The organism is Bradyrhizobium sp. TM239 (assembly GCF_036247985.1).
GTDB classification, from domain to species: domain Bacteria; phylum Pseudomonadota; class Alphaproteobacteria; order Rhizobiales; family Xanthobacteraceae; genus Bradyrhizobium; species Bradyrhizobium ottawaense.
The window spans coordinates 242,585-266,222 of record NZ_BTIR01000011.1 but is presented as its reverse complement, the minus strand read 5'-3'; the positions used below and the strand labels follow the sequence as shown (position 1 = coordinate 266,222).

Annotated in this window: 19 protein-coding genes; 4 read left to right on the top strand and 15 right to left on the bottom strand. The window is 64.7% G+C overall.

The window, feature by feature from the left end:
* Positions 1–114: 114 nt before the first annotated feature.
* From AABA84_RS19640 to AABA84_RS19595, 10 genes are all read right to left on the bottom strand, one after another.
* On the bottom strand, positions 115–1,200 hold the full coding sequence (locus AABA84_RS19640; protein ID WP_212243666.1) for a branched-chain amino acid ABC transporter permease: 1,086 nt from the start codon (positions 1,198–1,200) through the stop codon (positions 115–117).
* Complete coding sequence (locus tag AABA84_RS19635) at positions 1,197–2,207, bottom strand: branched-chain amino acid ABC transporter permease (protein WP_018319497.1); 1,011 nt, start codon at positions 2,205–2,207, stop codon at positions 1,197–1,199. Before AABA84_RS19635 ends, AABA84_RS19640 begins: the two co-directional genes overlap by 4 nt.
* Positions 2,204–2,926, bottom strand: a complete 723-nt coding sequence (locus AABA84_RS19630; protein ID WP_338307205.1) for an ABC transporter ATP-binding protein — start codon at positions 2,924–2,926, stop codon at positions 2,204–2,206. The genes AABA84_RS19635 and AABA84_RS19630 overlap by 4 nt, the downstream gene beginning before the upstream one ends.
* Positions 2,923–3,696 (bottom strand): ABC transporter ATP-binding protein, encoded by a 774-nt coding sequence (locus AABA84_RS19625; RefSeq protein WP_338312806.1) that lies wholly within the window; start codon positions 3,694–3,696, stop codon positions 2,923–2,925. Before AABA84_RS19625 ends, AABA84_RS19630 begins: the two co-directional genes overlap by 4 nt.
* 197 nt (positions 3,697–3,893) lie before the next feature.
* Entirely contained in the window at positions 3,894–5,078 is a 1,185-nt protein-coding gene (locus AABA84_RS19620; RefSeq protein ID WP_212243671.1) for a substrate-binding domain-containing protein, read from the bottom strand.
* 106 nt (positions 5,079–5,184) lie between these two features.
* On the bottom strand, positions 5,185–7,212 hold the full coding sequence (locus AABA84_RS19615) for an acyl CoA:acetate/3-ketoacid CoA transferase (RefSeq protein ID WP_338312804.1): 2,028 nt from the start codon (positions 7,210–7,212) through the stop codon (positions 5,185–5,187).
* A 108-nt stretch (positions 7,213–7,320) separates the two neighbouring features.
* The gene (locus tag AABA84_RS19610; RefSeq protein ID WP_049806626.1) at positions 7,321–8,631 is read right to left on the bottom strand and encodes an MFS transporter; all 1,311 of its coding nucleotides are present in this window, start codon (positions 8,629–8,631) and stop codon (positions 7,321–7,323) included.
* A gap of 196 nt (positions 8,632–8,827) precedes the next feature.
* Positions 8,828–10,270: a sigma-54 interaction domain-containing protein gene (locus AABA84_RS19605; protein ID WP_212243675.1), complete on the bottom strand. Its 1,443-nt coding sequence runs from the start codon at positions 10,268–10,270 to the stop codon at positions 8,828–8,830.
* A 253-nt stretch (positions 10,271–10,523) separates the two neighbouring features.
* Positions 10,524–12,260, bottom strand: coding sequence for a putative bifunctional diguanylate cyclase/phosphodiesterase (locus AABA84_RS19600; protein WP_338312802.1), 1,737 nt, complete (start codon positions 12,258–12,260; stop codon positions 10,524–10,526).
* Between the two features lie 221 nt (positions 12,261–12,481).
* Positions 12,482–13,447, bottom strand: a complete 966-nt coding sequence (locus AABA84_RS19595) for a sensor histidine kinase (RefSeq protein WP_212243677.1) — start codon at positions 13,445–13,447, stop codon at positions 12,482–12,484.
* Positions 13,448–13,626: 179 nt separating this feature from the next.
* Here AABA84_RS19595 and AABA84_RS19590 point away from each other — a divergent pair, with 179 nt between their 5' ends.
* Positions 13,627–14,466: an SDR family NAD(P)-dependent oxidoreductase gene (locus AABA84_RS19590; RefSeq protein ID WP_212243678.1), complete on the top strand. Its 840-nt coding sequence runs from the start codon at positions 13,627–13,629 to the stop codon at positions 14,464–14,466.
* A 271-nt stretch (positions 14,467–14,737) separates the two neighbouring features.
* On the opposite strand, the gene AABA84_RS19585 is transcribed toward AABA84_RS19590, so the two are convergent.
* Positions 14,738–16,114 (bottom strand): cytochrome P450, encoded by a 1,377-nt coding sequence (locus AABA84_RS19585; protein WP_212243680.1) that lies wholly within the window; start codon positions 16,112–16,114, stop codon positions 14,738–14,740.
* 243 nt (positions 16,115–16,357) lie between these two features.
* Positions 16,358–17,593, bottom strand: coding sequence for an LLM class flavin-dependent oxidoreductase (locus AABA84_RS19580; protein ID WP_212243683.1), 1,236 nt, complete (start codon positions 17,591–17,593; stop codon positions 16,358–16,360).
* A 462-nt stretch (positions 17,594–18,055) separates the two neighbouring features.
* On the opposite strand from AABA84_RS19580, the gene AABA84_RS19575 reads away from it, so the two are divergent.
* Both AABA84_RS19575 and AABA84_RS19570 read left to right on the top strand, forming a co-directional pair.
* Positions 18,056–19,462, top strand: a complete 1,407-nt coding sequence (locus tag AABA84_RS19575; RefSeq protein ID WP_212243685.1) for an MFS transporter — start codon at positions 18,056–18,058, stop codon at positions 19,460–19,462.
* A gap of 146 nt (positions 19,463–19,608) precedes the next feature.
* On the top strand, positions 19,609–20,778 hold the full coding sequence (locus AABA84_RS19570) for an extracellular catalytic domain type 1 short-chain-length polyhydroxyalkanoate depolymerase (RefSeq protein WP_212243686.1): 1,170 nt from the start codon (positions 19,609–19,611) through the stop codon (positions 20,776–20,778).
* An 86-nt stretch (positions 20,779–20,864) separates the two neighbouring features.
* Here the strand turns inward: AABA84_RS19570 and AABA84_RS19565 are convergent, their stop codons facing one another.
* A complete protein-coding gene (locus AABA84_RS19565; protein ID WP_246549923.1) occupies positions 20,865–21,167 on the bottom strand; it encodes a hypothetical protein in 303 nt (100 codons plus the stop codon).
* Between the two features lie 196 nt (positions 21,168–21,363).
* On the opposite strand from AABA84_RS19565, the gene AABA84_RS19560 reads away from it, so the two are divergent.
* The gene (locus tag AABA84_RS19560; protein ID WP_212243688.1) at positions 21,364–21,729 is read left to right on the top strand and encodes a winged helix-turn-helix transcriptional regulator; all 366 of its coding nucleotides are present in this window, start codon (positions 21,364–21,366) and stop codon (positions 21,727–21,729) included.
* Positions 21,730–21,734: 5 nt separating this feature from the next.
* Here AABA84_RS19560 and AABA84_RS19555 read toward each other — a convergent pair whose 3' ends face one another.
* Positions 21,735–22,415 carry an MBL fold metallo-hydrolase gene (locus tag AABA84_RS19555; RefSeq protein WP_338312801.1) on the bottom strand — a complete coding sequence of 227 codons (681 nt, stop codon included), beginning with the start codon at positions 22,413–22,415 and terminating at the stop codon, positions 21,735–21,737.
* 92 nt (positions 22,416–22,507) lie between these two features.
* Positions 22,508–23,623, bottom strand: coding sequence for a vWA domain-containing protein (locus tag AABA84_RS19550; RefSeq protein ID WP_338306112.1), 1,116 nt, complete (start codon positions 23,621–23,623; stop codon positions 22,508–22,510).
* Between the last annotated feature and the right edge of the window lie 15 nt (positions 23,624–23,638).

Below are 23,638 nucleotides of genomic sequence, written 5' to 3'. Positions count from 1 at the left end.
GTTACCTAAGCATTAATCCAGTTGCACAATCGCGTCCGTATGCAGCGGAGCGCGAAACGCGTCACGGTTGTGCGGCCGGCACAGCAATCGCCGCACTGCATCGTTAATCGCGGCTTAATGCGAGTTGCCTGCGCTCTTGCCGCCGGCGGGATTGCGCAGCCGTCCGACCACGCCGGTCGGGAAGAAATAGACGCTGGCGATGAACAGCAGGCCGAGCCACAGCAGCCACCGGTCGGGATGCAGCAGCCCCGGCAGCAGCGGCAGGCCGGCCTCCGACGCCGCCGTGGAGGCGACGCCCATCAGCGACTGCAAATAGTTCTGGGCGAGGATGAAGATGGTGGCGCCGATAATCGCGCCGTAGATCGTGCCCATGCCGCCGATCACGACCATCAGCAGGATGTCGAGCATGATCGAGAAGCTGAGCGAGGTATCGGGGCCGGCATAGCGCAGCCATAGCGCGTTCAGGATGCCGGCACTGGCAGCGACCAGCGCGGCGATGCAGTTGGCATAAGTCAGGTGGAACACCGTGCGGAAGCCGAGCGCTTCGGCGCGAAAACGGTTCTCGCGGATCGCCTGCAGCACGCGCCCGAACGGCGAGTTCACCACCCGCAGCAAAGCGAGGATCATCAGGGCCGAGACGGCGAACACCAGGTAGAAGGTCAGGATGCGGCCGTTGACCTCGAAGCCGAACAGGCTTTTGGGGATCAGCACCGTGCCGGGCCGCAGCAGCTCCGGCAGCTGAAAGCTGCGCCCGTCCTCGCCGCCGGTCAGCCAGGACAGCTGCGAAGCCAGCACCTGGAAGGCGGAGGCGACCGCTAGTGTGATCATGGCGAAGAAGATCGCGGCGACGCGCAGCGAAAACAGCCCGATCGCGAGCGCCAGCAGGGCTGCGAGCGGCAGGCCGACCACGATGCCGGTCGCGACCGCAGCCCAGTTCGGGCCCATCCCGTACAGCGCGATCGCGATGGCGTAGCTGCCGATGCCATAGAACATGGTGTGGGCGAACGACACCGAGCCGGTATAGCCGAGCAGGAGGTCGTAGGAGGCGACCAGCGCGGCGAAGACGCAGATCTTGGCTGCGACGTTCAGCGCCTTGGCGCCCGGAAACAGGAACGGCGTCGCCGCCAGCGCCAGGATGATGACGACGAGAACGAGCGTGAGGATCCGGCTACGCGGCGGATCGCCTGACAGGATCATCATCGGCTGGTCACCGCATAGAGGCCGCGCGGCCGCCACATCAGAATGGCGACCATCAGCAGGATGTTGGAGACGAGGGCGAGCTTCGGCACCAGGAAGCCGCCGTAATTGGCAACCATGGCCACGAGGATCGCCCCGATGAAGCAGCCGCCGATCGAGCCGAGGCCGCCGATGATGACCACGATGAAGATCAGCACGGTGAGGTCGTCGCTCATGGAGGCATGGACCTGCTCGCGATAGAGCGCCCACATCACGCCGCCGAGGCCGGCCAGCGCCGATCCCGTCATGAACACGCCGAGGAATAGCCGGCGGATGCGATAGCCGAGCGCCTCGACCATCTCGCGGTTCTCGACGCCGGCGCGGATCAGGAGCCCGAGCTTGGTGCGGTTGAGAACGAGCTGGATCGCGATGAAGACGGCAAGCCCGATCAGCATCGCCAGCACGCGGTATTTGGCGATCGCGACGTCGCCGAGGATGAAGGAGCCGCGCAGCGAGGCCGGCAGCGGCATCGGGATGATCTGCGGTCCCCACAGCGCATAGAGCGTCTGCTCGGCGACGATCAGGCCGCCGGTCGTCATCAGGATCTGCTTCAGGTGCTGGCCGTAGACCGGCAGGATCAGCACGCGCTCGACGACGAGGCCAAGGGCGCCCGACACGGCCATCGAGAGCAGCGCGGCCGGCGCCAGCACCGCGAGGTTCATCCAGAGCGAATCCGCCTGAATGGAGGCTGCGAACGGCGCCAGCACCAGGGTCGCGACATAGGCGCCGACGGCGATGAACGCGCCGTGGCCGAAATTGAGCACGTCCATCAGGCCGAACACCAGGGTCAGGCCCGAGGCCATGATGAAGATCATCATGCCCATGGCAAGGCTCGCCGCGGTCAACGTCAGCCAGGTGCTCGGCGAGCCGATCAGCGGGATGGTCACGAGGGCGAGCGCGACCGGCAGCAGGATCGGCGCGATATCGCGCTTCGGCTTCGGCAGCGGATCGGTTGCGGCAAGGTCAGTCACTGATGCGCCTCCAGGCTCAAGCCGAGCAGCCGCTCCTGCAGCGGCACGTCGGCGGCGAGCGCCGCCATCTCGCCGCGATGGACGATGGTGCCGTTGTCCATCACGAGCACGTTGTCGCCGAGCTCGCGGGCGGCAAAGAAATTCTGCTCGACCATGAGGATCGTCGCGCCCTTGCGCTTGATCTCCTTCAGGCACTCGATCAGCGCCATCACGATCGCCGGCGCCAGGCCCTTGGTCGGCTCGTCGATCAGCAAGAGCTTGCGCGGCTCGATGATGGCGCGGGCGATGGACAGCATCTGCTTCTGCCCGCCGGAGAGGCTTCCCGCGCGTGACAGCCAGAACCGGCGTAGCGCCGGAAAGAAGCCGAAGATCCATTCCAGCTGCTTGTCGTCCATCGGCGCGTCGCGCGCCGCCAGCACGAGATTTTCCTTCACGGTGAGATCGGAGAATACCGCCATGCTCTCCGGCACGTAGCCGACACCGAGCCTTGCGATGTCCGGCGTGGCGCGGCTCTCGATGCGATCGCCGGAGAGGCTGATCTCGCCGCTGGACGCCTGCCACAGCCCCATGATGGTGCGCAGCGTCGTGGTCTTGCCGGCGCCGTTGCGACCGAGCAGCATCGTGGTCTGCCCCTGCGGGACCGCGAGGTCGATGCCCTGGAGGATGTGGTAGCGGCCGATATGGGTGTGGACGCCGGAGAGTTTGAGCAGGTCGGTCATGCGGTACTCGCTGCAGTCTTGGGCGCGACGCCGAGATAGGCTTCCTGCACGATCGGCGAGGCGATCACCTCGGCCGGCGGACCATCCGCAACAAGTTGCCCGTTATGCAGCACGATGATGCGGTCGGCGAGCGAGCGCACCACGTCCATCTTGTGCTCGACCAGCAGGATGATCTTGCTCCTGTCCTGCTTGAGCTGTGCGATCAGGTTGAGCACCACAGGCACCTCGTCGATGCTCATGCCGGCGGTCGGCTCGTCGAACATGAAGACCTTCGGCTCCAGCGCGATCATCAGGGCGACCTCGAGCTTGCGCTGGTCGCCATGCGAGAGCGCAGTCGCGGCGACGCCGCGGCGGCTGCCGAGCGCAACCTGGTCGAGGATGGCGTCGGCGCGGGCGATCAGGTCGCGGCGCACCATCCAGGGCCGCAGCATGTCGTAATGGGTGCCGCCCGCCGCCTGCACCGCGAGGCGCACGTTCTCTTCCACGGTGAGGTTCGGAAAGAGGTTGGTGAGCTGGAAGGCGCGTCCGAGACCCGCGCGGGTACGCAGCGGCGCGGAGTGCTGGGTGATGTCGGTGCCGTCGAACAGGATGCTGCCGTTCGAGGCGCGCAGCTGACCCGAGATCAGGTTGAAATAGGTGGTCTTGCCGGCGCCGTTCGGCCCGACGATCGCGGTGAGCTCGCCCGGACGGAACGTGCAGGTCACGCTGTTGACCGCAACATGGCCGCCAAAGCGGATGGTGAGGTCGCGTGTTTCGAGGGTAAGCGTCATTGGTTTGGCAAATGATGAGAGGAGGATGCTTCCGCGATTACGCTGCGCTCCCTCCCCCGCTTGCGGGGGAGGGTTGGGGAGAGGGGTGTTTCCGCAGGCGAGAACCCCCAAGAGGAGAAAGCCCTCTCCCGGCCTCTCCCGCATCAGCCTTCGCCAAGGCTTCGGCGGACAAGAGCGGGAGAGGTGCAGTAAGACACCTACCGCTTGTTCTTAACGGGAACGTCCATGTCCTCGATCTTCAGCTCGCGCACCGGCTCGAGCACGGCCCATGCGACGTTCGGATCGACCTTGACCTTGAAGGCGTACATGCTCTGCAGCGCCTGATGGTCTTCTTTCCGGAACACCATCTTGCCCTTCGGCGTGTCGAACTCCAGGCCTTCCATCGCCGTGATCAGCTTCTCGCTGTCGGTCGACTTCGCCTTGGTGACGGCGGCGACGACGGACATCGCGGCGGCAAAGCCGCCCGCGGTGAAGAAGTCCGGCGGTGCGTTGAAGCGCTTCTGGTGCTCGGCGACCAGCCAGTCGTTCACGGGGTTCTTCGGGATCTCGTAGAAATAATAGGTCGCGCCTTCCATGCCGGGCAGGCCCTTATAGGCGGCGAGCGCCGGCAGGATGTTGCCGCCGGTGGACAGCTCGATGCCGTAGCGCTTCGGGTCCATGTCCTGGAGCTTGGCCAGCGGATTGCCGGCGCCGGCCCAGATCACCCAGATGACCTTGCGGCCCGGCTTGTCTTTCAGCGCGTCGAACAGGCGCTGGCCGACCGCGGTGAAGTCGGTGGTCGAGGTCGGGGCATATTCTTCGGCAGCGAGCGTCGCGCCGGTCTTGGCGAGTGCCTCCTTGAAGGCGGCGACGCCATCGCGGCCGAACGCATAGTCCTGCGCCAGCGTCGCGACGGTGACGCCCTGCTTGCCGATCGCGACCGCATTTGAGATCGCGTCCTGCGAGGAGTTGCGCGCGGTGCGGAAGATGTAGCGATTCCACTTCTCGCCGGTAATCTGGTCCGCGACGGCGGGCTCGACGATCAGGATCTTCTTGTTCTCCTCGGCGACCGGGAGAATGGCGAGCGCGGCAGCCGACGAGGTCGTGCCGATCGCGATATCGGCCTTGTCGTCCTGATAGGCTTCGGCGAGCGCGGCCTTGGCGAGGTCCGGCTTGCCCTGGTCATCCTTGGTGATGATGACGATCTTGCGGCCATCGAGCGTCATCGTGCCCTTGGTGGCATATTCAAAGCCCATTTTCAGGCCGGTCTCGGTCTGCTTGGCGTAGGCCTCGAGCGGACCGGTCTTGCCGTAGATCAGCGCGACCTTGAGATCGTCGGCCTGTGCGGAGGTGCCCGCAGCGAGTGCGAGAATGGTTGTTGTTATGATGAGTGATCGACGCACGATGGTCCCTCCTGATTTAAAGTTTCTCGGTAACAGCGATTTGCACAACGCTACGAACATTGCAATTGAACCTTCCGGCCGAGCGCATCGGCCTTGCGAGCATGCATCATTTTTGGGCTCGACGCGCATCGCCGGCTCCCTCGGCCTGACGCCGATCCGACTGCGCCTCGTCAGCGCTTTCGAAAATGTGCGGCGCGACGCCGCGCCTCTCCAGGGCTTCGCCGAGCTTGATGCGCAGGAAGCCCGACGTGGTGTAGCGCGACACGCCGGAATAGAAGCGATCGACGAGGCTGCGCACCATCGCGGAATATTCGTCCATCAGCTCCGGCAGGATGGAAAAATTGTCATAATTGACGATGGCGTAGACCCGGCGGCCGAGCGGCGCCAAACGGCTCTCGACGATCTCGGCGATGGTGTCGATCTCGGTCTTGCTGCGCAGCGGATAGCGCTCCAGATTGACGAAGAACAGGTTCTGCTGCTCGTCCAGCGTGAAGCGCTGGTCGAGCGGGATCGTGAGCAGGCGCTCGCGCAAATCCATGAGACCCTCGCGGAAGATGCGGTCGTCCATCAGCGCGGGGTCGCGCGGGATCAGCGGCTTGAAATCCATCAGCCGCAGAATGTCGCGCTCGATGTCGATGCCGGGTGCGACTTCGGTGAGCTCGAGCCCGTCCGGCCTGAGCTCGAACACGCAACGCTCGGTGACGTACAGCGTGCGCTGCTTGCGCGCGGCCGCGAACGGGCCGCTGAAGGTGACGTGCTCGACGCGGTCGACGAATTTGCGTGATTTCGCCTCGTCGAGAACGACGAGCTTGCCGTCGTTCACCGCGATGCGCTGCTTGCCCGCGCCGAAGGTGCCGACGAAGATGACCTCTTTGGCATTCTGGCTGATGTTGATGAAGCCGCCGGCGCCCGCAAGCTTCGGCCCGAACTTGCTGACATTGAGGTTGCCGGCGCGATCGACCTGGGCGAGCCCGAGAAAGGCGGCGTCCAAGCCGCCGCCGTCGTAGAAGTCGAACTGATAGGGCTGGTCGATCACCGCCTGCGTGTTGATCGCCGCGCCGAAATCGATGCCGCTCGCGGGGATGCCGCCGATCACGCCCGGCTCCGCCGTCAGCGTGATGAGATCGATGATCCGTTCCTCGTTGGCGACGGAAGCAATTCCCTCGGGCATGCCGATGCCGAGATTGACGACGCTGTTGGCCTTGAGCTCGAGGGCGGCGCGCCGGGCGATGATCTTGCGCTCATTGACCGGCATCACCGGGAGCGAGGCGGCACGGACGCGGATCTCGCTCGAAAAGGCCGGATTGTATTGCGTGCCAAACGTCTGCCAGTGGTTCTCGGGCCTTGCCACGACGACGCAGTCGACGAGGATGCCGGGAATCTTGACCTGGCGCGGATTGAGGCTGCCGGCCTCGGCCACGCGTTCGACCTGGGCGATGACGATGCCGCCGGAATTATGCGCTGCCATGGCGATGGCGAGCGCTTCCAGCGTCAGCGCCTCCTTCTCCATGGTGAGGTTGCCGTCGGGATCGCCTGTGGTGGCGCGGATGATGCCGACATTGATCGGGAAGGTCTTGTAGAGCAGGCACTCTTCGCCGCTGATCGTGATCAGCTCCACCATGTCCTCGGTGGTACGCGCGTTCAGCTTGCCGCCGCCCTGCCGGGGGTCGACGAAGGTGCCCATGCCGACGCGGGTGACGTGGCCGGGCCGGTGCGCGGCGATGTCGCGGAACAGATGCGTGATGACGCCCTGCGGCAAATTATAGGCCTCGATCTGACCCGCGATCGCGAGCTGCTGCAATTTCGGCGCAAGGCCCCAATGTCCCCCGATCACGCGGCGGACCAGGCCTTCATGCGCGAAATGGTTGAGGCCGCGATTCTTGCCGTCGCCCTGACCCGCCGCATAGACCAGCGTCAGATTGCGCGGCTTGCCCTGCGTATAGGGCGCATCGCCCTCGTGTGAGAGATAAAGCTCCTCCAGCGCGATCGCGATCTCCTCGGCAAAGCCGATGCCGACGAAGCCGCCGGTCGCCACCGTGTCGCCGTCACGGATCAGCATGACCGCTTCGGCCGCGGTGACGACCTTGCCTTTCTCGGAATTGCGTAAGTAAGGCAGAGCTGGGTGATGGCTCACGGCGTTCCTCCCGATCCCTTCGACCGTATGCCGTTGTTGCTTGATCCTATCGCGAGGAGCGACCCTGGAATAGGCTGCTCCTCGCGATGGACGAGGTGATCCGGACGTTCAGCCCTGAACTATCTTGCGTGTTTCGGTGGCGAAATAGACCGACACGATGGTGATGAGTGCCAGCGCGATCATGTAGAGCGAGATCGGCCAGGTTGCCGGCGCATAGGCCGTCATCAATCCCGTCGCGATCAGCGGCGACAGTGCGCCGGCGAAGATCGAGGCCAGGTTGTAGCCGAGCGAGACGCCGCTATAGCGCACCTTGGTGCCGAACAGCTCCGACAGGAAGCTCGCCTGCGGGCCGTACATCGCGGCATGCCCGATGGCGAGGCCGAGCACGATCGCGATCCAGGCATATTGCGGGTTCCTGGTCGCCAGCAGCGTGAACAGCGGGAACGACATCAGCGCCGAGAACACCGCGCCGAAGATGTAGATCGGCCGCCGCCCGAGCCGGTCGGAGAGCGCACCGAAGGCCGGGATGGTGAAGGTCTCGATCGCCGCGCCGATCAGCACGCCGTTGAGCATGTCCTGCTTGTTCATGCCGAGCGATTGCGTGGCATAGGCGAGCACGAAGGTCGCGTAGATGTAGAAGAAGCCGTTTTCGGCGAAGCGCGCGCCCATCGCGAGCAGGATGTTCTTGGGATACATCCTGATCGCCTCGAGGATCGGCATCTTCACTTCCTGCTTGGTATCCTTGACCTTCTGGAACTCCGGGGATTCGGCGATGGTGAAGCGGATCCACAGGCCGACCAGCACCAGCGCGATCGAGAACAGGAACGGGATGCGCCAGCCCCAGGCAAGCAGCTGCGCGTCGGTCAGCATCGCCGATACCACCGAGAACACCAGCGTGCCGAGAACGAGGCCGAGCGGCGCCCCTAACTGCGGCCAGCTGCCGTAAAAGCCCTTCTTGTCCGCGGGCGCGTGCTCGACCGCCATCAGCACCGCGCCGCCCCATTCGCCGCCGAGGCCAAAGCCCTGGATCAGGCGGCAGGTGACGAGCAGGACCGCGGCCCAGATGCCGGCGGTCTCATAGGTCGGCAGGAATCCGATCGCCGCGGTCGCCACGCCCATGATCAGCAGCGTGAGATAGAGCATGGTCTTGCGGCCGATCTTGTCGCCGTAGTGCCCGAACACGACGCCGCCGAGCGGGCGCGCGATGAAGCCGAGCGCATAGGTCGCGAACGCCAGCAGCGTCCCCATCATGGGATCGAAGGTCGGAAAGAACAGCTTGTTGAAGATCAGCGCCGCGGCGGTGCCGTAGAGGAAGAAGTCGTACCACTCGATAGCCGTGCCGATCAGGCTCGCGGTGGCGACCGTGACGTGCGAGGGCTGTCTCGCCTGAAGCTGATGGACCGAGATCGCTTCACTCATCTTGCGTCCTCCCTGGTTGCAAATGCGCATGTGCAGCATGCGTCATTGTGCAGAGCGAAGAGCAAGGTCCGCGCCAGATGCGGAAGGTTTGCGCAAATTGGCTGAAATCACGGCAAATCTCGCCGTTGCTGGTGGGACCAGCGGCGCAGCGGCGTGTCCGGAATCCGAGACTCCGGACACGTTCGTGTCTCGAATCTCAGACGGAGGCCGACCCTGCGGCGAGGCCGAACTTGGCGAGCTTCTTGTAGAAGGTTGCGCGCGAGATCCGCAGCATTTTGGCGGCCTCGGAGATCTGGCCGTTGCTGGCGGCGAGCGCCTGTTCGAGCGTGTGCTTCTCGAACTCGGCCTCGGCTTCGGCGTAGGGCACCACGGTTCCGGCCGGGCGCTCGGATGCTGCGGGCCTGACGTCGGAGCCGACGGGCAGAATGCGGGCGACATCCTCGCCGGTCAGCCGGCCGGAATCGCTCAGGATCAGCGCCCGCTCCAGGATATTGCGGAGCTCTCGGACGTTGCCCGGCCAGTCATAGCGCGCCAGCGCGGAAAGCGCGCTCGGCGTGATCTTCGCCTTGACGTAATCGCCGGAGGCGCTGATGTCCTCGAGCAGCCGGGCGCAGATGTCCGGGAGATCATCCAGGCACTGCCGCAGCGGCGGCAGGTCGATCGAGAGCACGTTCAGCCGGTAATAGAGATCGGGCCGGAACGCGCCGTCGCTGACGCGCTTGCGCAAATCCACATTGGTCGCCGCGACCACGCGCACGTCGACCTTCGATATCTTGTCCGAGCCGAGCGGCTCGATCTCGCGCTCCTGCAGCACGCGCAGCAGCTTGGCCTGCAATTGCAGCGGCATCTCGCCGATCTCGTCGAGGAACAGCGTGCCGCCGTCGGCGATGCGGAACTTGCCCTCGCGTCCCCTGCGATCGGCGCCGGTATAGGCGCCCGGCGCGGTGCCGAAGAATTCCGACTCGATCAGCGTATCGGGGATCGCCGCGACATTGACGCTGACGAACGGCTTCTCTGCGCGCGAGGAGGCATTGTGGATCGCCTGCGCCAGCATCTCCTTACCCGTTCCGGTCTCGCCGGTGAGCAGCACCGTGACGCTCTGCCGGGCGGCGCGGCTTGCGAGCGCCTTGGCCTGCGCGATACCAGGCGTGGTGCCGACGAAGTCGGCGAAGGTGAAGCGTGCCGCGCGGGCGTTGGACAATTGCCGCCGCGCCAGCCGCAGATCGCTCTCGAGCTGGGCGACGCGGGCGAGCAGAGGCTTCAGGCTTTCGAGATGGTCATAGAGCACGAAGCCGATCGCGCCGATCACCGTGCCGTTCTCGTCCTCGATCGGCATGCGCGTGACGACGAGGTGCTCGCCGCCGAGCTCCATGATGTCGAGCAGGATCGGCTCGCCGGTCTCGGCCACCTTGCGCATCAGGCTGTTGGGGATGACTTCCTCGATCGGCCGGCCGATCGCCTCACTGGTCCGTTTGAGGCCGAGCGCCGCGAGATATTTTTCATTGACGTAGACGACGCGCCCGCCGCGATCGATCGCGATCGCGCCTTCGCAGAGCTTTTCCAGCCGCTCGAACAGCGTCTCCATCGCGCGCGCACGGAGATAGGCGGGATCGCTGATCGAGGCGGAAGAGGCGGACATGACATATCCCGGGGGAAGTCTGCCCGTGTATTAGCAAAAGGGCAGCAATTTCAAAGGGGAGAAATGACCGCGCCCCCACTCAGCCGTCGTCCCGGACAAGCGAAGCGCAGATCCGGGACCCATACCCACAGGGCGTAGTTTGGCGAAGACGCGGAGTTGGCAGCTCAGTCCATAACCACGCCCTGTGGTTATGGGTCCCGGGTTCGCTTCGCGCCCCGGGACGACAGCGGTATGTGTTGCAGCGCTCGCGCCCCTACCTTCGATACCCGCTCGCGCGCGAATAGCCCTGGCGGTTCTGCTGCGCCGGCCGGCTCGCCACGCTGGCGCGCGACTCGCTCGCGGCCGGGGTTGCGAGCTTCAGCTCCTCCAAAAAGATGGGACGGGAGAAGTAATAGCCCTGCGCGTAGCGGATCTTGGTGGCGGCCTGCAGATAGGCGAGCTCCTCGTAGGTTTCGAGGCCTTCGGCGATTACGGTCATGCCGAGCGCTTCGCTCAGGGATTCGATCGCGCGCAAGATGCCCTGGCTGCGCGGGCGCTTATGGATGTCGGTGATGAAGGAGCGGTCGATCTTGATCTCGTCGGCGGTGATGTCGGCCAGCGCCGAGAGCGAGGAATAGCCGGTGCCGAAATCGTCGATCGAGATGCCGACGCCGAGCTTGCGGAACATCGGCAGGATCTCGGCCTGGAAGTGATTCTTGGCGACGAAGGCGTCTTCCGTCACCTCGATCATGAAGCGCTGCGGAAAGCCGGTCTCGTCCAGCGCCCGCGCGAAGCTGCGCATGAACTCCGGATTGCCGGCCTGCTTGGCCGCGACGTTGATGCTGATGGTCGCTTCCGCGCCGAAGGCCTCGTTGATCAGGTCGATCGATTTGACGATCTCGGCGAGCACGAGGTGGGTCAATTCGTCGATCAGCCCGAGCTCGCTGGCCAGGTTGATGAACGAGCCGGGCGCCTGGATCACGCCTTCGTCGTCGCGCAGGCGCACCAGGGCCTCGATGCCCTTCACGGCCTGGGTCCGGATGTCGACCTTGGACTGGAAGGCGCAGCAGAAGCGCTTCTCCAGGATTGCAAGTCGCAGCGACTGCTCGATCTTCATCCGCGCCAGCGCCTCGCGCTCCATGCTGGAGTCGAAGAACGCCGCCAATCCCTTGCCGTCGTTCTTGATGCGGTACATCGCGATGTCGGCGTTCTGGCGCAGCGTTTCGAAGCTGCGGCCGTGATCGGGATAGAGGCTGATGCCGACGGAGGTGGAGGCGAAGACTTCCGAATTGTCGATGAAGAACGGTGCCGTCAGCCGTTCCAGGGTCGACTGCATGAATTCGGCGACCTCCTCCTGGCTCTGGATCGGCGACAGCAGCAACAGGAATTCGTCGCCGGAGATGCGCGACAGCATGTCGGAATCGCGCAAGTCGCGTCCGAGCCGCTTCGACAGCTCAACCAGCAGCGCATCGCCGACGGCGTGGCCGTAATAGTCGTTGATGTGCTTGAAATTGTCGACGTCGAGGAAGGCCAGCGCGAAGCGCTCGCCGCCGCGGTTCTCCGCCAGCAGATTGTTGGCGTGATGTTCGATCACGCGCCGCGAGGGCAATCCGGTCAGCTCGTCGAAATAGGCCGAGCGGAACAGCTGGTCCTCGAAATTCTTCTGCTCGGTGATGTCGGAGGACGCCGAGATCAGCAGTTCGCGTCCGGCAAGGCGGACGGGACGATGGGTCGTGAGCAGCACCTGGCGCGCGGCGCCGCCGTGAAGCGCCTCCTCGGTGACGACAGCCTGGCCGGCGCTCAGCGCCTGGCGGCAGGCTTCGCGGCGCGGCGCGAGATCGGGTGAGGGACGGCTGCCGTCCATGCCGAGCTGCGCGGCCGCGGCATCGTTAACCAGCAGAAGCTCGCCATGCGCATCCTGCACGGTCAGGCCGGCCGGCAGCATTCTAACGATTTCCTTGAGAAAGCCGAGCTCGGCTTCACTCGCGCCGGAATATTGGTTGTCGTTCATAGAAGTCATGAATCTTGTTGTTTCAGCGCGCTTTTGCAATGGGCGCGATCTTGCGCGGTTCCCTCTTAAGTTTGGTTAAGGGGTACGGAGAAATACGGGGGTGTTTTGGAGGAAACTTGCGACGTTGCGACGCGCGGCGACGATCGTCATTAACAGAGCGTCAACAGCCCATGTGAAACTGCGGGCGGGTGCGCGGGCCGGCGTTCGCTTGACGCGCGATGCTATTCGCTTCGGGGAATGCGGCACTGCATGATGCAATGCAGCCCGGTCTTCAAGTAAGAGAGCTCGGTCCTGCCATCGAACGCCGACAGTGCCGATTTCAGCAGCTTGGTGCCGAAGCCGGGCTCGGACACCTCGTCCACGCTCGGACCCTCGGTCTCGTCCCAGGTGATGATCAGGCGGTCGTCGCTGGCGGTCCATGACACCTGCAGCAGACCGCGCGGCGCGGAGAATGCGCCGTACTTGCCCGCATTGGTGGCCAGTTCGTGAAACATCAATGACAGCGTGACCGCGAGCTTCGGCGGCAGGAACAGTCGATCGCCATTGAGGGTGAAGCGGACATGGCCGTAGGGGCCGAGCTCCGAGATCAGGAGGTCGCGGATATCACAGCCGGCCTTGTCGATCCGCGAGATCAAATCGTCGGTCGCGGCCAATGAGCGTAGCCGCGGATCGATCCGGGCCCAGACCAGCGGCTGGTCATGCAGCACCTGGTGCAGCACGGCGTGCACCGTCGACAGCTTGTTCTTCAGCCGGTGCTGGAGCTCGTCGACCAGCAGTTTCCGATACTCTTCTTCCTCGATCAGTCGCTTGGAGATCCGGCGCTGCTCCGCCAGCATGGTGCGATAGTGCTCGACGCCCCAGATGGTGAGCGCGCAGACCGCCCAATACAGCGCCAGCAGGGCAAACCGCGCGCGATCGGCGAAGGCATCGCCGAAATTCACCACGACGCCGAGCACGCCGCCGACGAGCGCGGTCACGATCCCGATCCGGAAGCCGCCGAACGCGGCGGCAAAGAACACGGCCGGGAAATAGGGGGTGAAGTAGACGTCGGGCCGCACATGGGCGAGGGCCCAGCGCGTCAGCGTGGCAATCAGCAGGCAGGCCACCGCAAACGCAATGCTCAGACCGACCGATGGCGGCGCCGCGCCCTGCCAGCCCTTGCGAAATTCGTCGATCAGCTTCCCCATGCGCAGCTCAGTTGGGATATGCGTTCGAAATTCGATCGGTCCATGAGGATGTTACGCATCCAGTTCACCCAAGCATAGCTTGCCTTGTCGGAGGCAGGCAGGGATAGTGGCCGCTGCTGCGACGGCAGCGGTCGATGTTCGCCATTTGGCATCAAATCGTTCGAAAACAGGAACATTCCATGGGCAGGCTGGACGGCAAGGTTGCGGTGATCACGGGAGCGACGAGCGGGATCGGATTGCGCACTGCGGAAGTCTTCGTTGCCGAAGGTGCCAAAATTGTGATCGCGGGCCGGCGTGTACCGGAAGGCGAGGCGCTGGCGAAGCAGCTCGGGTCGGACTGCATCTTCCGTCAGACCGACGTGACGGTCGAAGCGCAGATGCAGGCCCTGATCGCGCTCGCCGTGGACAAGTTCGGCCGGATCGACTGCCTGTTCAACAATGCCGGCGGCCCGGCGCAGACCGGCGGCATCGAGGGCCTCGAGGTCGAGCGCTTCGATGCGGCGATGGCGACCCTGGTGCGCAGCGTCATGCTCGGCATGAAGCACGCCGCGCCCGCCATGAAGAAGCAGGGGAGCGGCAGCATCATCAACAACGGCAGCATCGCCGGGCGCCTCGCCGGCTTCTCGTCCTCGATGGTCTATAGCGCGGCCAAGGCCGCGGTGATCCATCTCACCAAATGCGTGGCGATGGAGCTCGGGGAGTCCAATGTGCGCGTCAACGCGATCTCGCCGGGCGCGATCGCGACCGGCATCTTCGGCAAGGCGCTCGGGCTGTCGACCGATGCCGCCGAGAAGACGCCGGCGGTGATGCGCGAGGTCTACAAGACCGCGCAGCCGATCCCGCGCGCGGGCCTTCCCGATGACATCGCCCAGGCCGCGGTGTTCCTGGCCAGCGACGAATCCAGCTTCATCAACGGCCACGACCTCGTCGTCGACGGCGCCATGACCGGCGGCCGCAACTGGAGCCAGCAGCAGCAGGGCTATGTGGCGCTGCGCAAGGCGTTCGATCAGGGGGCGTAAGCAACGGAGACGGTGCCGTAAGGTGGGCAAAGGCGCGCTCTTCGCGCGCCGTGCCCACCAACTCTTTCCATCACGGCAAATCGTGGGCACGGCGCTACGCGCCTTTGCCCACCTACGAGATCTCGTGCCCCGGACGCAGCGCAGCGCCCCGGCGATGCGAAGCATCGTCCGGTGCGGTGCGCTGCAGAGCCGGGGCCCATCGCTCCAAACTGAACGAGCTTCAAGATTCTGGGTCCCGGCTCGCGCTTCGCGCGTCCGGGACACGAGAAAATCAGACCGCCTTCACCCGCACTCTTAGCCCGTCCCGCGGCTTCGGGATCGGCCACATCTGCCAGTCCGGCTTGTAGCCCGGCTCCAGCGACACCTCGATGTTCTGCAAAAAGTGCCGCGCGAAGCATTTCGCCTGCATGTAGGCGAAGTGCAGGCCGAGGCACATATGCGCGCCGCCGCCGAACGGGACCCAGGCGAAGCGGTGGCGATTGCGCTGCGCCTCCTCGGTGAAGCGCAAGGGATCGAAGCGATCCGGCTCCGGCCAGATGTCCTTCATGTGATGCGTATAGAGCGGATTGACGCCGACCGCGGTGCCGGCGGGAATCGTAAAGCCCTTGAAGGTGAAATCGCGCATGGCGCGGCGCGGCATCGAGGGCACCGGCGGCTTGATCCGCAGCGCTTCCTTGAACGCCATCTCGGACAGCGGCATCTTTTCGAGATCGTCGAAGCTGCTCGGGGCGCCTGGCGCGAGCCCGAGCGCGAGCACTTCCGCGCGCAGCCTGTCCTGCCAGTCCGGATTGGCGGCGAGCTCGCCGATGAAGGAGGTCAGCGACGAGGTCAGCGTGTCGTGCGCCGCCATCATCAGGAAGCTCATGTGGTCGATGATGTCCTGCTCGGACAGCAGCGCGCCGTCTTCATGGGTGGCACGGCAGAGCTGGGAGAACAGATCATCGCCGCCGTGATTGCCGCGTCGCAGCGGGATCTGCTCGCGGAAATAGGCGACGATGCGCTTGCGCCCCCTGACGCCGGCGGCCATCTGGGTGCCGGGCAGGGGACGGCGGATCGGCGCGACAGCAGCGGCGACCATGTCGACGAAGGCGCGATTGATCTCGTCGACCTCCGGCCCGATATCGGCGCCGAGGAACGACGCCGCAGCGAGATCCAGCGTGAGCTGCTTCATCGCGGGGTAGAGCTGCATCTCGCCGGGCTTGGCCTTCCACTGCGCGACCCGCGCGGAGATGCCGCGGTCGAGATCGGCAAGGTAGGACTTCATCGGCCCGGACTTGAACGCGACCGACAACGCCTTGCGGTGCAGCCGGTGCTCGTCGAAATCGAGCAGCATCAATCCGCGCGGAAACAACAGGCCGAGCACCTTGTTCCAGCCGTGGGTCGAGGAGAACAGCTTTTGCTGGTCGAACATCACGAGTTCGTTGGCCTCGGGCCCGAGCAACACGACATTGGTCTCGCCGAACACATGGGTGCGGTAGACCGGGCCATATTTGGCGCCGTTCGCCTCGATATGGCCCTTGGGATCGGCCAGCACCTGGAAGGTCTTGCCGATGATCGGCCAGCCCTCGTCGCCGGGAATGTGCGTCAGCGCGTTGCGTTTGGGCGCGGTGTAGTCGGGCGCCGGTGCGGCCACATTCTGCATCGACATGACGATTGCTCCGGTTGGCAGGCATCGCGAACATAGCACGATCCGGTCGCGATGAGCTGCGACCGTCTTGCGCACAAAATCGTCACACCCACCGCCGTCGTCCCGGCGAATGCCGGGACCCATAACCCCAGGGAGAAGTTGTGGTGCGAGGCAGGTAACTCCGAGTCTTCGTAAAGCTGCATCCGTGGCTATGGGTCCCGGGTTCGCGCTACGCGCGCCCCGGGACGACGAGATGAGCGCGCCCTAGCGCTTCGCCGCTTCCTTCTGCAGATCCGGCGCGTTGACGGCGGGAATGGCGACGCGGCCGGGGCCGGTCACCTTCAGCGCCTCGGCGGCCTTCTCGTTCTCCATGATCTTGGCCATCACCGCCTGGCCTGCGCGCTCGAAGATGGCGCGGTTCTCGATTACGAATTTTTGCGACCTGCGTAGGCCATCGATATAGCCGTTGATCTCGGGCACGACGTAGCGCGCCACCATGTCCCAGCTCCGGCGCGTGGCTTCCGGATTGGCCCAGTCATGCACGAAGCCGATGATGGCGCCGACGCCGCCGGAGACCTGCATCACGTTCTTGATGGTTTTGACGAGATCGTCGGGCGTGCCGATGGTAGACGCCGCGCCATCGACGAAGGCGGTCTTGTCCACGGCCTCGTCGGGCGAGGAGAACGCGGTCAGGCCCGGCCGCTGCAGCGTGCCGACATTATACTCATTGTGCCAACGCATCAGCCCGGCGCCTGCTTCCTTGCGCGCCTGCTCGCGGGTCTCGGCGATGTGGAAGGTCAGGAGCACGCGCCAATCGGCGCGGTCGACCTTCGTGCCGTGCTTCTTCGCGGCGTCCTCGGCGAACTGCCATTGCTGCTGCAGCGACATCAGCCCCTGCGTCGTCATCGAGCCCAGCGAGATGATGCCGCAGCCGTATTTGCCGGCGAGCGTCATGCCGGAGGGCGAGATCTGCGAGGCCACGACGAACGGCATTTCCTCCTGCAACGGCAGGATCTGCAGCGCGGCGTCGTTCATGGTGAACCAGTCGCTCTTGGCCGTGACGCGCTCGCCGTTGAAGAGGCGGCGGATGACGCCGATCGCCTCGTCCTGGCGGTCGCGCTGCGTCATCGGATCGATGCCGAGCGTGTGCGCGTCGGAGGCGAGCGCGCCGGGACCGGAGCCGAAGATGGCGCGGCCGCCGGTCATGTGGTCGAGCTGCACCATGCGCTGGGCAACATTATAGGGATGATGATAGGGCAACGACACCACGCCGGTGCCGAGCTTGATCCGCTTGGTGCGCTCGCCGGCCGCCGCCAGGAACATCTCCGGCGAGGCGATCATCTCCCAACCCGAGGAATGATGCTCGCCGCACCAGAACTCGTCATAGCCGAGCGCGTCCAGCTGCTCGACCAGGTCGAGATCGCGCCGGAACTGGAGCATCGGATGCTCCCCGATCGGGTGATGCGGGGCAAGGAAGGCTCCGAACTTCAGGCGCGCCATGACGTCTCTCCGGCTTTGATTTTCTGTTTGTTGAGACGGTGAGGCTACGTGTCGGAGGGCGCGAACGCAATCGCGCGGTGTCCCGCGCGGCGGAATGCAGGCATGCGGCGAAGTTGCCTCTTCTCCCTCTCCCCGCTTGCGGCAGGGCTATCGCATTTGAGGCAACCTCCGCCGCGGCATCTCCTTCGAGACGCCCGCCGTTGGCGGGCCCTCATGATGAGGGCGGAGTACGCCGGTGCAGTTTCAAAGCACACCGACGTAGTTCAGCCTCATCCTGAGGAGGCCGCGAAGCGGTCGGCTCGAAGGACGAGACGCTTGCTCCGATGTCGCCGCGAAGCATGTGCGATGGCCCTAGCGCAAGCGGGGAGAGGCGAAGAGCGCACGAATCTGACCTGCGAGGTAATCGCGCCACCGCCCACGACCTGAAATCATCAGGCAACGATAGTTCCGGGTCATGCGCCGATGCATCAGATCGTCACACAACAAGTCGATTCGTCCCGCCGCTGGTGGGTGCTGGCCATCGTCGTGGCCGCCCAGTTCATGTTCGGCGTCGATGCCTTCATCGTGAACGTCGCCATCCCGACCATTGCGGTCGATCTGAATGCCACGCCCGCGCAGATCGAAGCGGTCATCGCGATCTACCTGATCGCTTATGCCACGCTTGTCGTCACAGGCGGCCGGCTCGGCGACATCCATGGCACCAAGACTATTTTCCTGGCCGGCGTGCTCGGCTTCACGGCGACCTCGCTGTGGTGCGGGCTCGCGCTCTCAGGGGTGGAGTTGATCATCGCCCGCCTGGCGCAGGGCGCGACCGCGGCGCTGATGGTGCCCCAGGTGCTGGCGACGCTGCATCTCCTCTTCACCGACGAGACACGCAGCCGCGCATTCGCCATCTACGGGATCGTGCTGGGGCTGGCGGGTGCCGCGGGCTTCCTGCTCGGCGGCCTGCTGGTCACGATCGACCTTGCCGGCACCGGCTGGCGTTCGGTGTTCTTCGTCAACGTGCCCTGCGGCCTCGTCATTGCAGGTGCCGCCTGGCGCATCATGCCGTCGGTGCCGCGGCGATCAGGGACGAGGCTCGACATCAAGGGCAGCTTGGTCCTGTTCGCGGGGCTGCTGTGCCTGATCGGCCCGCTGCTTTTTGGTCACGATGTCGGCTGGGCACCCTGGCTGTGGGCCGTGATGGCGGTCGGCGGCGTCGTCCTCGTAGCGTTCCTGAAGCTCGAGCACGCAGTCGCTGGTGCCGGCGGCATGCCGTTGATCGACCTCACGCTGCTGGCGGATGCCGCTTTCCTGCGCGGACTTGGCGCCGCCTTCTTTTTCTTCCTGGCCAATCTTTCCTTCTATCTGGTCATGACGCTGTTCATGCAGCGCGGCCTGAAAATCCCGCCGCTGTCAGCCGGCCTGGCCTTCATCCCGCTTGCGCTTGCCTTCGTCGTGGCCTCGCGCCACAGCGGCGCGCGGGCGCGTCATCGCGGCACCAAGGTGTTGATCGAAGGGTGTGCGCTGCAGATCGCAGGCCTCGCCGCGCTCGCGCTTGTTGCGGCCTATATAGATGCGCCATCGCCGCTCCTGCTCGCGTTCATCATGATCATCTTCGGCTACGGTCAGGGACTGGTGATGGCGCCGCTCTCCGGCGCGGTACTCTCGACCGTCAAGCCTGTCGCCGCAGGCTCCGCGTCCGGCATGTACGGCACGACGGCGCAGGTCGGAAATGCGGCCGGAGTGGCCGCAATCGGCGCGGTGTTCTTCGCGGTCGATGCCCTGCAATCAGCGCGCGCAGGATTTCTGGTCTCGCTTGCGCTGTTTGTGACATTAATCATGATCTGTGCCGCATTTCTGTCGTGGATGCGTCGTGCATCGGCGTGAAGGCGAGGCATTGCGGTTGATTCGTGCGGATTTCGGCGGAATTTCCCGTGATTTTGGTCGATTGACAGCGCACGGTCTTTTTATTTTGCAATGCAGCAACTATCTGGTTTGGCTGAACGTTGAAAGCCGCCCACCAGGAAGTTGCCGTGTCGCTAGCCAAAAATGTTGATCTGTTGAGACGTCTGCCGAGGCTGGACGGTCTGCGCTTTGCCGAGCTCGGCCGAAGCGCGGATGCGTCCAGTCCATTGCAAGAGGTCACCGGCTTCGGCGACAACCCGGGCGCCTTGCGCATGTTCGCGTTCGTGCCGGAGCAGTTGCAGAAGCCGCGCGCGCTGGTCGTCGTGCTGCATGGCTGCGGGCAGACGGCAGCGGGCTACGATCTCGGCGCGGGCTGGTCGACGCTCGCGAAGCACTATGGCTTCGCGCTGCTGATGCCCGAGCAGCAGCGCATCAACAACGGCAACACCTGCTTCAACTGGTTCAATCCGGAAGATACGGCGCGGGACAGCGGCGAGGCGCATTCGATCCGCGAGATGATCGCGCACATGGTCGAGGCGCATCGCATCGATCCCAGGCGCGTCTTCGTCACCGGCCTATCCGCCGGCGGCGGCATGACGTCGGTGGTGCTCGCGACCTATCCGGAAGTCTTCGCGGCCGGTGCGGTCATCGCCGGACTGCCCTATGGCATCGCCTCGAATTTGCGCGAGGCGCTGGACGGCATGTTTCATTCCCCGACGCGTCCCGCGCGCGAGCTCGGCGATCTCGTGCGCAACGCCTCGGATTATCGCGGTCCCTGGCCGAAGGTCTCGGTGTGGCACGGCAGCGCCGACCGCACCGTCAATCCCGGCAATGCCAACGAGATCGTCAAGCAGTGGCTCGATCTGCACGATCTGCCGGAAGCGCCGATGGCGGAGACCAATGTCGACGGCTATCCGCGCCAGGCCTGGTGGGGCAAGGACGGCGAGACGCTGGTCGAGTCCTACGCCATCACCGACATGGCGCATGGCACGCCGCTCGGGCTTGCCGACAACGACCAGCGCTATGGCGTGGAAGGCGCATTCCTGATCGAGGCCGGCATTTCCTCGTCCTATCACATCGCAAAATTCTTCGGCCTCACCGGCTGGATTGCAGACGCTGCAAAAGCGGAGGCCAAGCCGATAGCGCAGCCGGCACTGACGCCCGCGCCGCATCTCGCCCGCTCGATCCGCGCAGCGGTCGCCGAGCAGCCGGCCGAGCCGACACGCGAGGAGGCTCGCGGCTTCGATCTCGGCCAGATCATCACGCGCGCACTGACCGCCGCGGGGCTGATGAAGTAGCCCCGCTGTCGTCCCGGATCTGCGCTTACGCTTGTCCGGGACGACAGCGGAGTTTGTGGGGATGCCGTTGCTTCATCCCGCCTGAGCTACGCCGTCTGACCGATCCACTCGATCGGCGTCACCGTCACCTCGCCGCCGGCGACCTTCCGCGTCATCTCCTGATATGCCCGGAAGAAGTCGCGCGATTGCAGCGCTTTTTGCGCGGCATCGTCGGCGACGCTGGCGAGATGGAAATAGCTGCCGTCGTCGCGATTCTTGAGGACACGATAGCCGATCCGCCCCTTGAGCTCCGGATCGCCGTCGATCGCCTTGACGAAGCGGCCGATCTCCTGGTGCCAGGCCTCCGTCGTGCCGTTCCTGAATTCGTATCGGATCATGAAGTGCTTCATGTGACGCTCCCTGTTCGTCGTGTGCGTCATCATCTGCGGCTTGCGAGCGATCCTGCAAGTATGGACAAAATTGATAGTATGGACTTTTTCGACGTCGCTCCTATCCTCTTCGCCATAGCGTTTTCGAGCGAAGTGGATGCCGGCTGGCTTGAAGAAAACGCGTCAAAACAAGAATCCGACGCGTGGAGGAGACGACATGGCGAAGGCGAACCCGGCGCGCACCTGTCCGGTCGCGGCGTTTCAGAAGATGATCAGCGGCAAGTACAAGCTCCGCATCGTCTGGGATCTGAAGGATGGCCCGCGCCGCTATGGCGAGATCAGGAGCGGCCTGTTGCGCGGCACGGAAGGCAGCGCCGAGATCACCCCGCGCGTACTCAGCCGTGAATTGAAGGCGCTGACCGAAAGCGGCCTGATCGACCGCAAGGATTTTGGCGAAGTGCCGCCGAAGGTCGAGTATCGCCTGACGCGCAAGGGCAAAAGCTTCGTGCCGGTCGTCGCCGCGATCCGCGACTGGGGCGATCGTCACCTCGGCGAGCCCGTGCTCACCGAGGCCGCCGAGTAAGACCGCTACATCTCGCCGGTGATGAACGGATTGGTCATCCGTTCCTGGCCGATGCTGGAGCCGGCGCCGTGGCCGCATATGAAGCCGACATCGTCGCCGAGCGGCAGCAGCTTGGTCAGAATCGAGTTGATCAGCGTCGCATGGCTGCCGCCGGGCAGATCGGTGCGGCCAACCGAGCCTGCAAACAGGACATCGCCGACATGGGCGAAGCGCAGATCCTTGCTGAAGAACACCACGCTGCCGGGCGAGTGGCCGGGACAGTGAAAGATGTCGAACCGCAGGCCGCCGATCGACACGCTGTCGCCCTCGTCGAGCCAACGGTCGGGCTCGAAATTGCGCACCCCGGTCATGCCGAACCGCGCGCCGCTCTCCACGACGTTGTCGAGCAGGAATTTGTCGGCGACATGCGGCCCCTCGATCGGCACTTTCAGCGCATCGCGCAAATCGGCCGCGCCGCCGACATGGTCGATATGGCCGTGGGTCAGCCAGATCTTCTCCACGGTGACGCCGGTCTGCTTGATCGCGTCCAGGATCTTCGGCACGTCGCCGCCGGGATCGATCACCACGGCCTTCTTGCTGGGCTCGTCCCAGATGATGGTGCAGTTCTGCTCGAACAGCGTCACGGGGACGATGATCGCGCCGGCCTTGGTTTGCGAAGATTCTTGGGTGTCGTTTTGCTCGGTCATGGCGCCACAATGCCGATTTTTGCCAGGCCGCCAAGCAAAAGATTCGTGCGAGAAGGCCGGGGGACGAACGTTCCCCGGCCTCCTCGCGGCAATCATTTGATCTGCGCTTTCAATGCCTCCCGGACGACCCCGTCGAAGGACGACGTCTTGGGCGACTTCGCGGCCTGCTCGGCGATATACTTGTCGCGCTTGCCGACCAGCGCGGTAAGTTTCTCGTTCAAGGCCTTGCGCTGCTCGACCTGCTTGGCGACTTCGGCCTCGCGCTGCTCGGGTTTCATGGCCCGCAGGTTCTCGGGCAGGTCGGCGTCCTTGACGGAGGCGACGTTGGTCGTGCCTTTGGCGGCATCGGCGACGAGATCGCCGCCGCCGGTGACGGCTTCCGCGGTCGAGGCGGATCTCTTGTTGATGTAGCTCGCCATGTCGGTTGCGGTTGCCCGCGAGGCCGCCGCAACGCTGGCCGTTTGCTGAACCTTCATCTCGGTCCGCTTCTGCGTTTCGCGCGGGCCATAGGGGATCACCGTGCCGTTGAGCTGCTGCTGCAGGATGATGATGTCCTGGTCGTAGGGCGTCTCGATCACCACGACCTGCCCGCCATCCTGCGGAATCGGGATGAAGCGGCCGCTGCCGATCTGTGCGATGTCGCGCCAGACTCGCTCGGTATCGCGGGCATCGCCGGCGAGCACGGCATTGACGATGATGTCCTTTTGCCTGGCGACCGCGAGCGTCGTCGGATATTTGGTGTCCTGGGCGTAGTCCATGTGCGGCGGCGCATCGCCGACCAGGAATACGATGTGCCTGGCCTCGCTGCCCGGCGTCCATTGCAGCTTGTTGACGGCGACGTCGAGCGCCTCGTTGACGCTTTCCGGCCAGTCGCCGCCGCCGCGCGCTTTCAGCTCGAGTAGATTGGCGTAGAGATCCTGGATGTCCCGGGTCAGCTCGATCTTCGACGTCACATAGTCGTCGCCGATGTCGCGATAGGCGACGAGGCCCATGCGGATGTCGGCGTCCGGATTGGAATCGACGATCGTGGTGGCGATCGACCAAATCTTGCGCTTGGCACCTTCGATCAGGCGCGCCATCGAGCCGGTGGTATCGAGCACGAAGGCCACCTCGACGGTCGGTTTGGCGAAGGCGGGAGATAGTCCTGCCGCGAGCGGCAATGTGGCGAGTGCGAAGGCGAGCGAGCACAGTGTGATGCGTGACCTCATGGGTCCCTCCAGTGG

Excerpts from the sequence above, each read along its gene's own strand:
- AABA84_RS19640 (WP_212243666.1), bottom strand. The coding sequence starts at position 1,200 with ATGATGATCCTGTCAGGCGATCCGCCGCGTAGCCGGATCCTCACGCTC.
- AABA84_RS19580 (WP_212243683.1), bottom strand. The coding sequence starts at position 17,593 with ATGGCGCGCCTGAAGTTCGGAGCCTTCCTTGCCCCGCATCACCCGATC.
- AABA84_RS19605 (WP_212243675.1), bottom strand. The coding sequence starts at position 10,270 with ATGTCCGCCTCTTCCGCCTCGATCAGCGATCCCGCCTATCTCCGTGCG.
- AABA84_RS19575 (WP_212243685.1), top strand. The coding sequence starts at position 18,056 with ATGCATCAGATCGTCACACAACAAGTCGATTCGTCCCGCCGCTGGTGG.
- AABA84_RS19630 (WP_338307205.1), bottom strand. The coding sequence starts at position 2,926 with ATGACCGACCTGCTCAAACTCTCCGGCGTCCACACCCATATCGGCCGC.
- AABA84_RS19625 (WP_338312806.1), bottom strand. The coding sequence starts at position 3,696 with ATGACGCTTACCCTCGAAACACGCGACCTCACCATCCGCTTTGGCGGC.
- AABA84_RS19565 (WP_246549923.1), bottom strand. The coding sequence starts at position 21,167 with ATGAAGCACTTCATGATCCGATACGAATTCAGGAACGGCACGACGGAG.
- AABA84_RS19595 (WP_212243677.1), bottom strand. The coding sequence starts at position 13,447 with ATGGGGAAGCTGATCGACGAATTTCGCAAGGGCTGGCAGGGCGCGGCG.
- AABA84_RS19560 (WP_212243688.1), top strand. The coding sequence starts at position 21,364 with ATGGCGAAGGCGAACCCGGCGCGCACCTGTCCGGTCGCGGCGTTTCAG.
- AABA84_RS19590 (WP_212243678.1), top strand. The coding sequence starts at position 13,627 with ATGGGCAGGCTGGACGGCAAGGTTGCGGTGATCACGGGAGCGACGAGC.
- AABA84_RS19610 (WP_049806626.1), bottom strand. The coding sequence starts at position 8,631 with ATGAGTGAAGCGATCTCGGTCCATCAGCTTCAGGCGAGACAGCCCTCG.
- AABA84_RS19550 (WP_338306112.1), bottom strand. The coding sequence starts at position 23,623 with ATGAGGTCACGCATCACACTGTGCTCGCTCGCCTTCGCACTCGCCACA.
- AABA84_RS19600 (WP_338312802.1), bottom strand. The coding sequence starts at position 12,260 with ATGAACGACAACCAATATTCCGGCGCGAGTGAAGCCGAGCTCGGCTTT.
- AABA84_RS19555 (WP_338312801.1), bottom strand. The coding sequence starts at position 22,415 with ATGACCGAGCAAAACGACACCCAAGAATCTTCGCAAACCAAGGCCGGC.
- AABA84_RS19585 (WP_212243680.1), bottom strand. The coding sequence starts at position 16,114 with ATGTCGATGCAGAATGTGGCCGCACCGGCGCCCGACTACACCGCGCCC.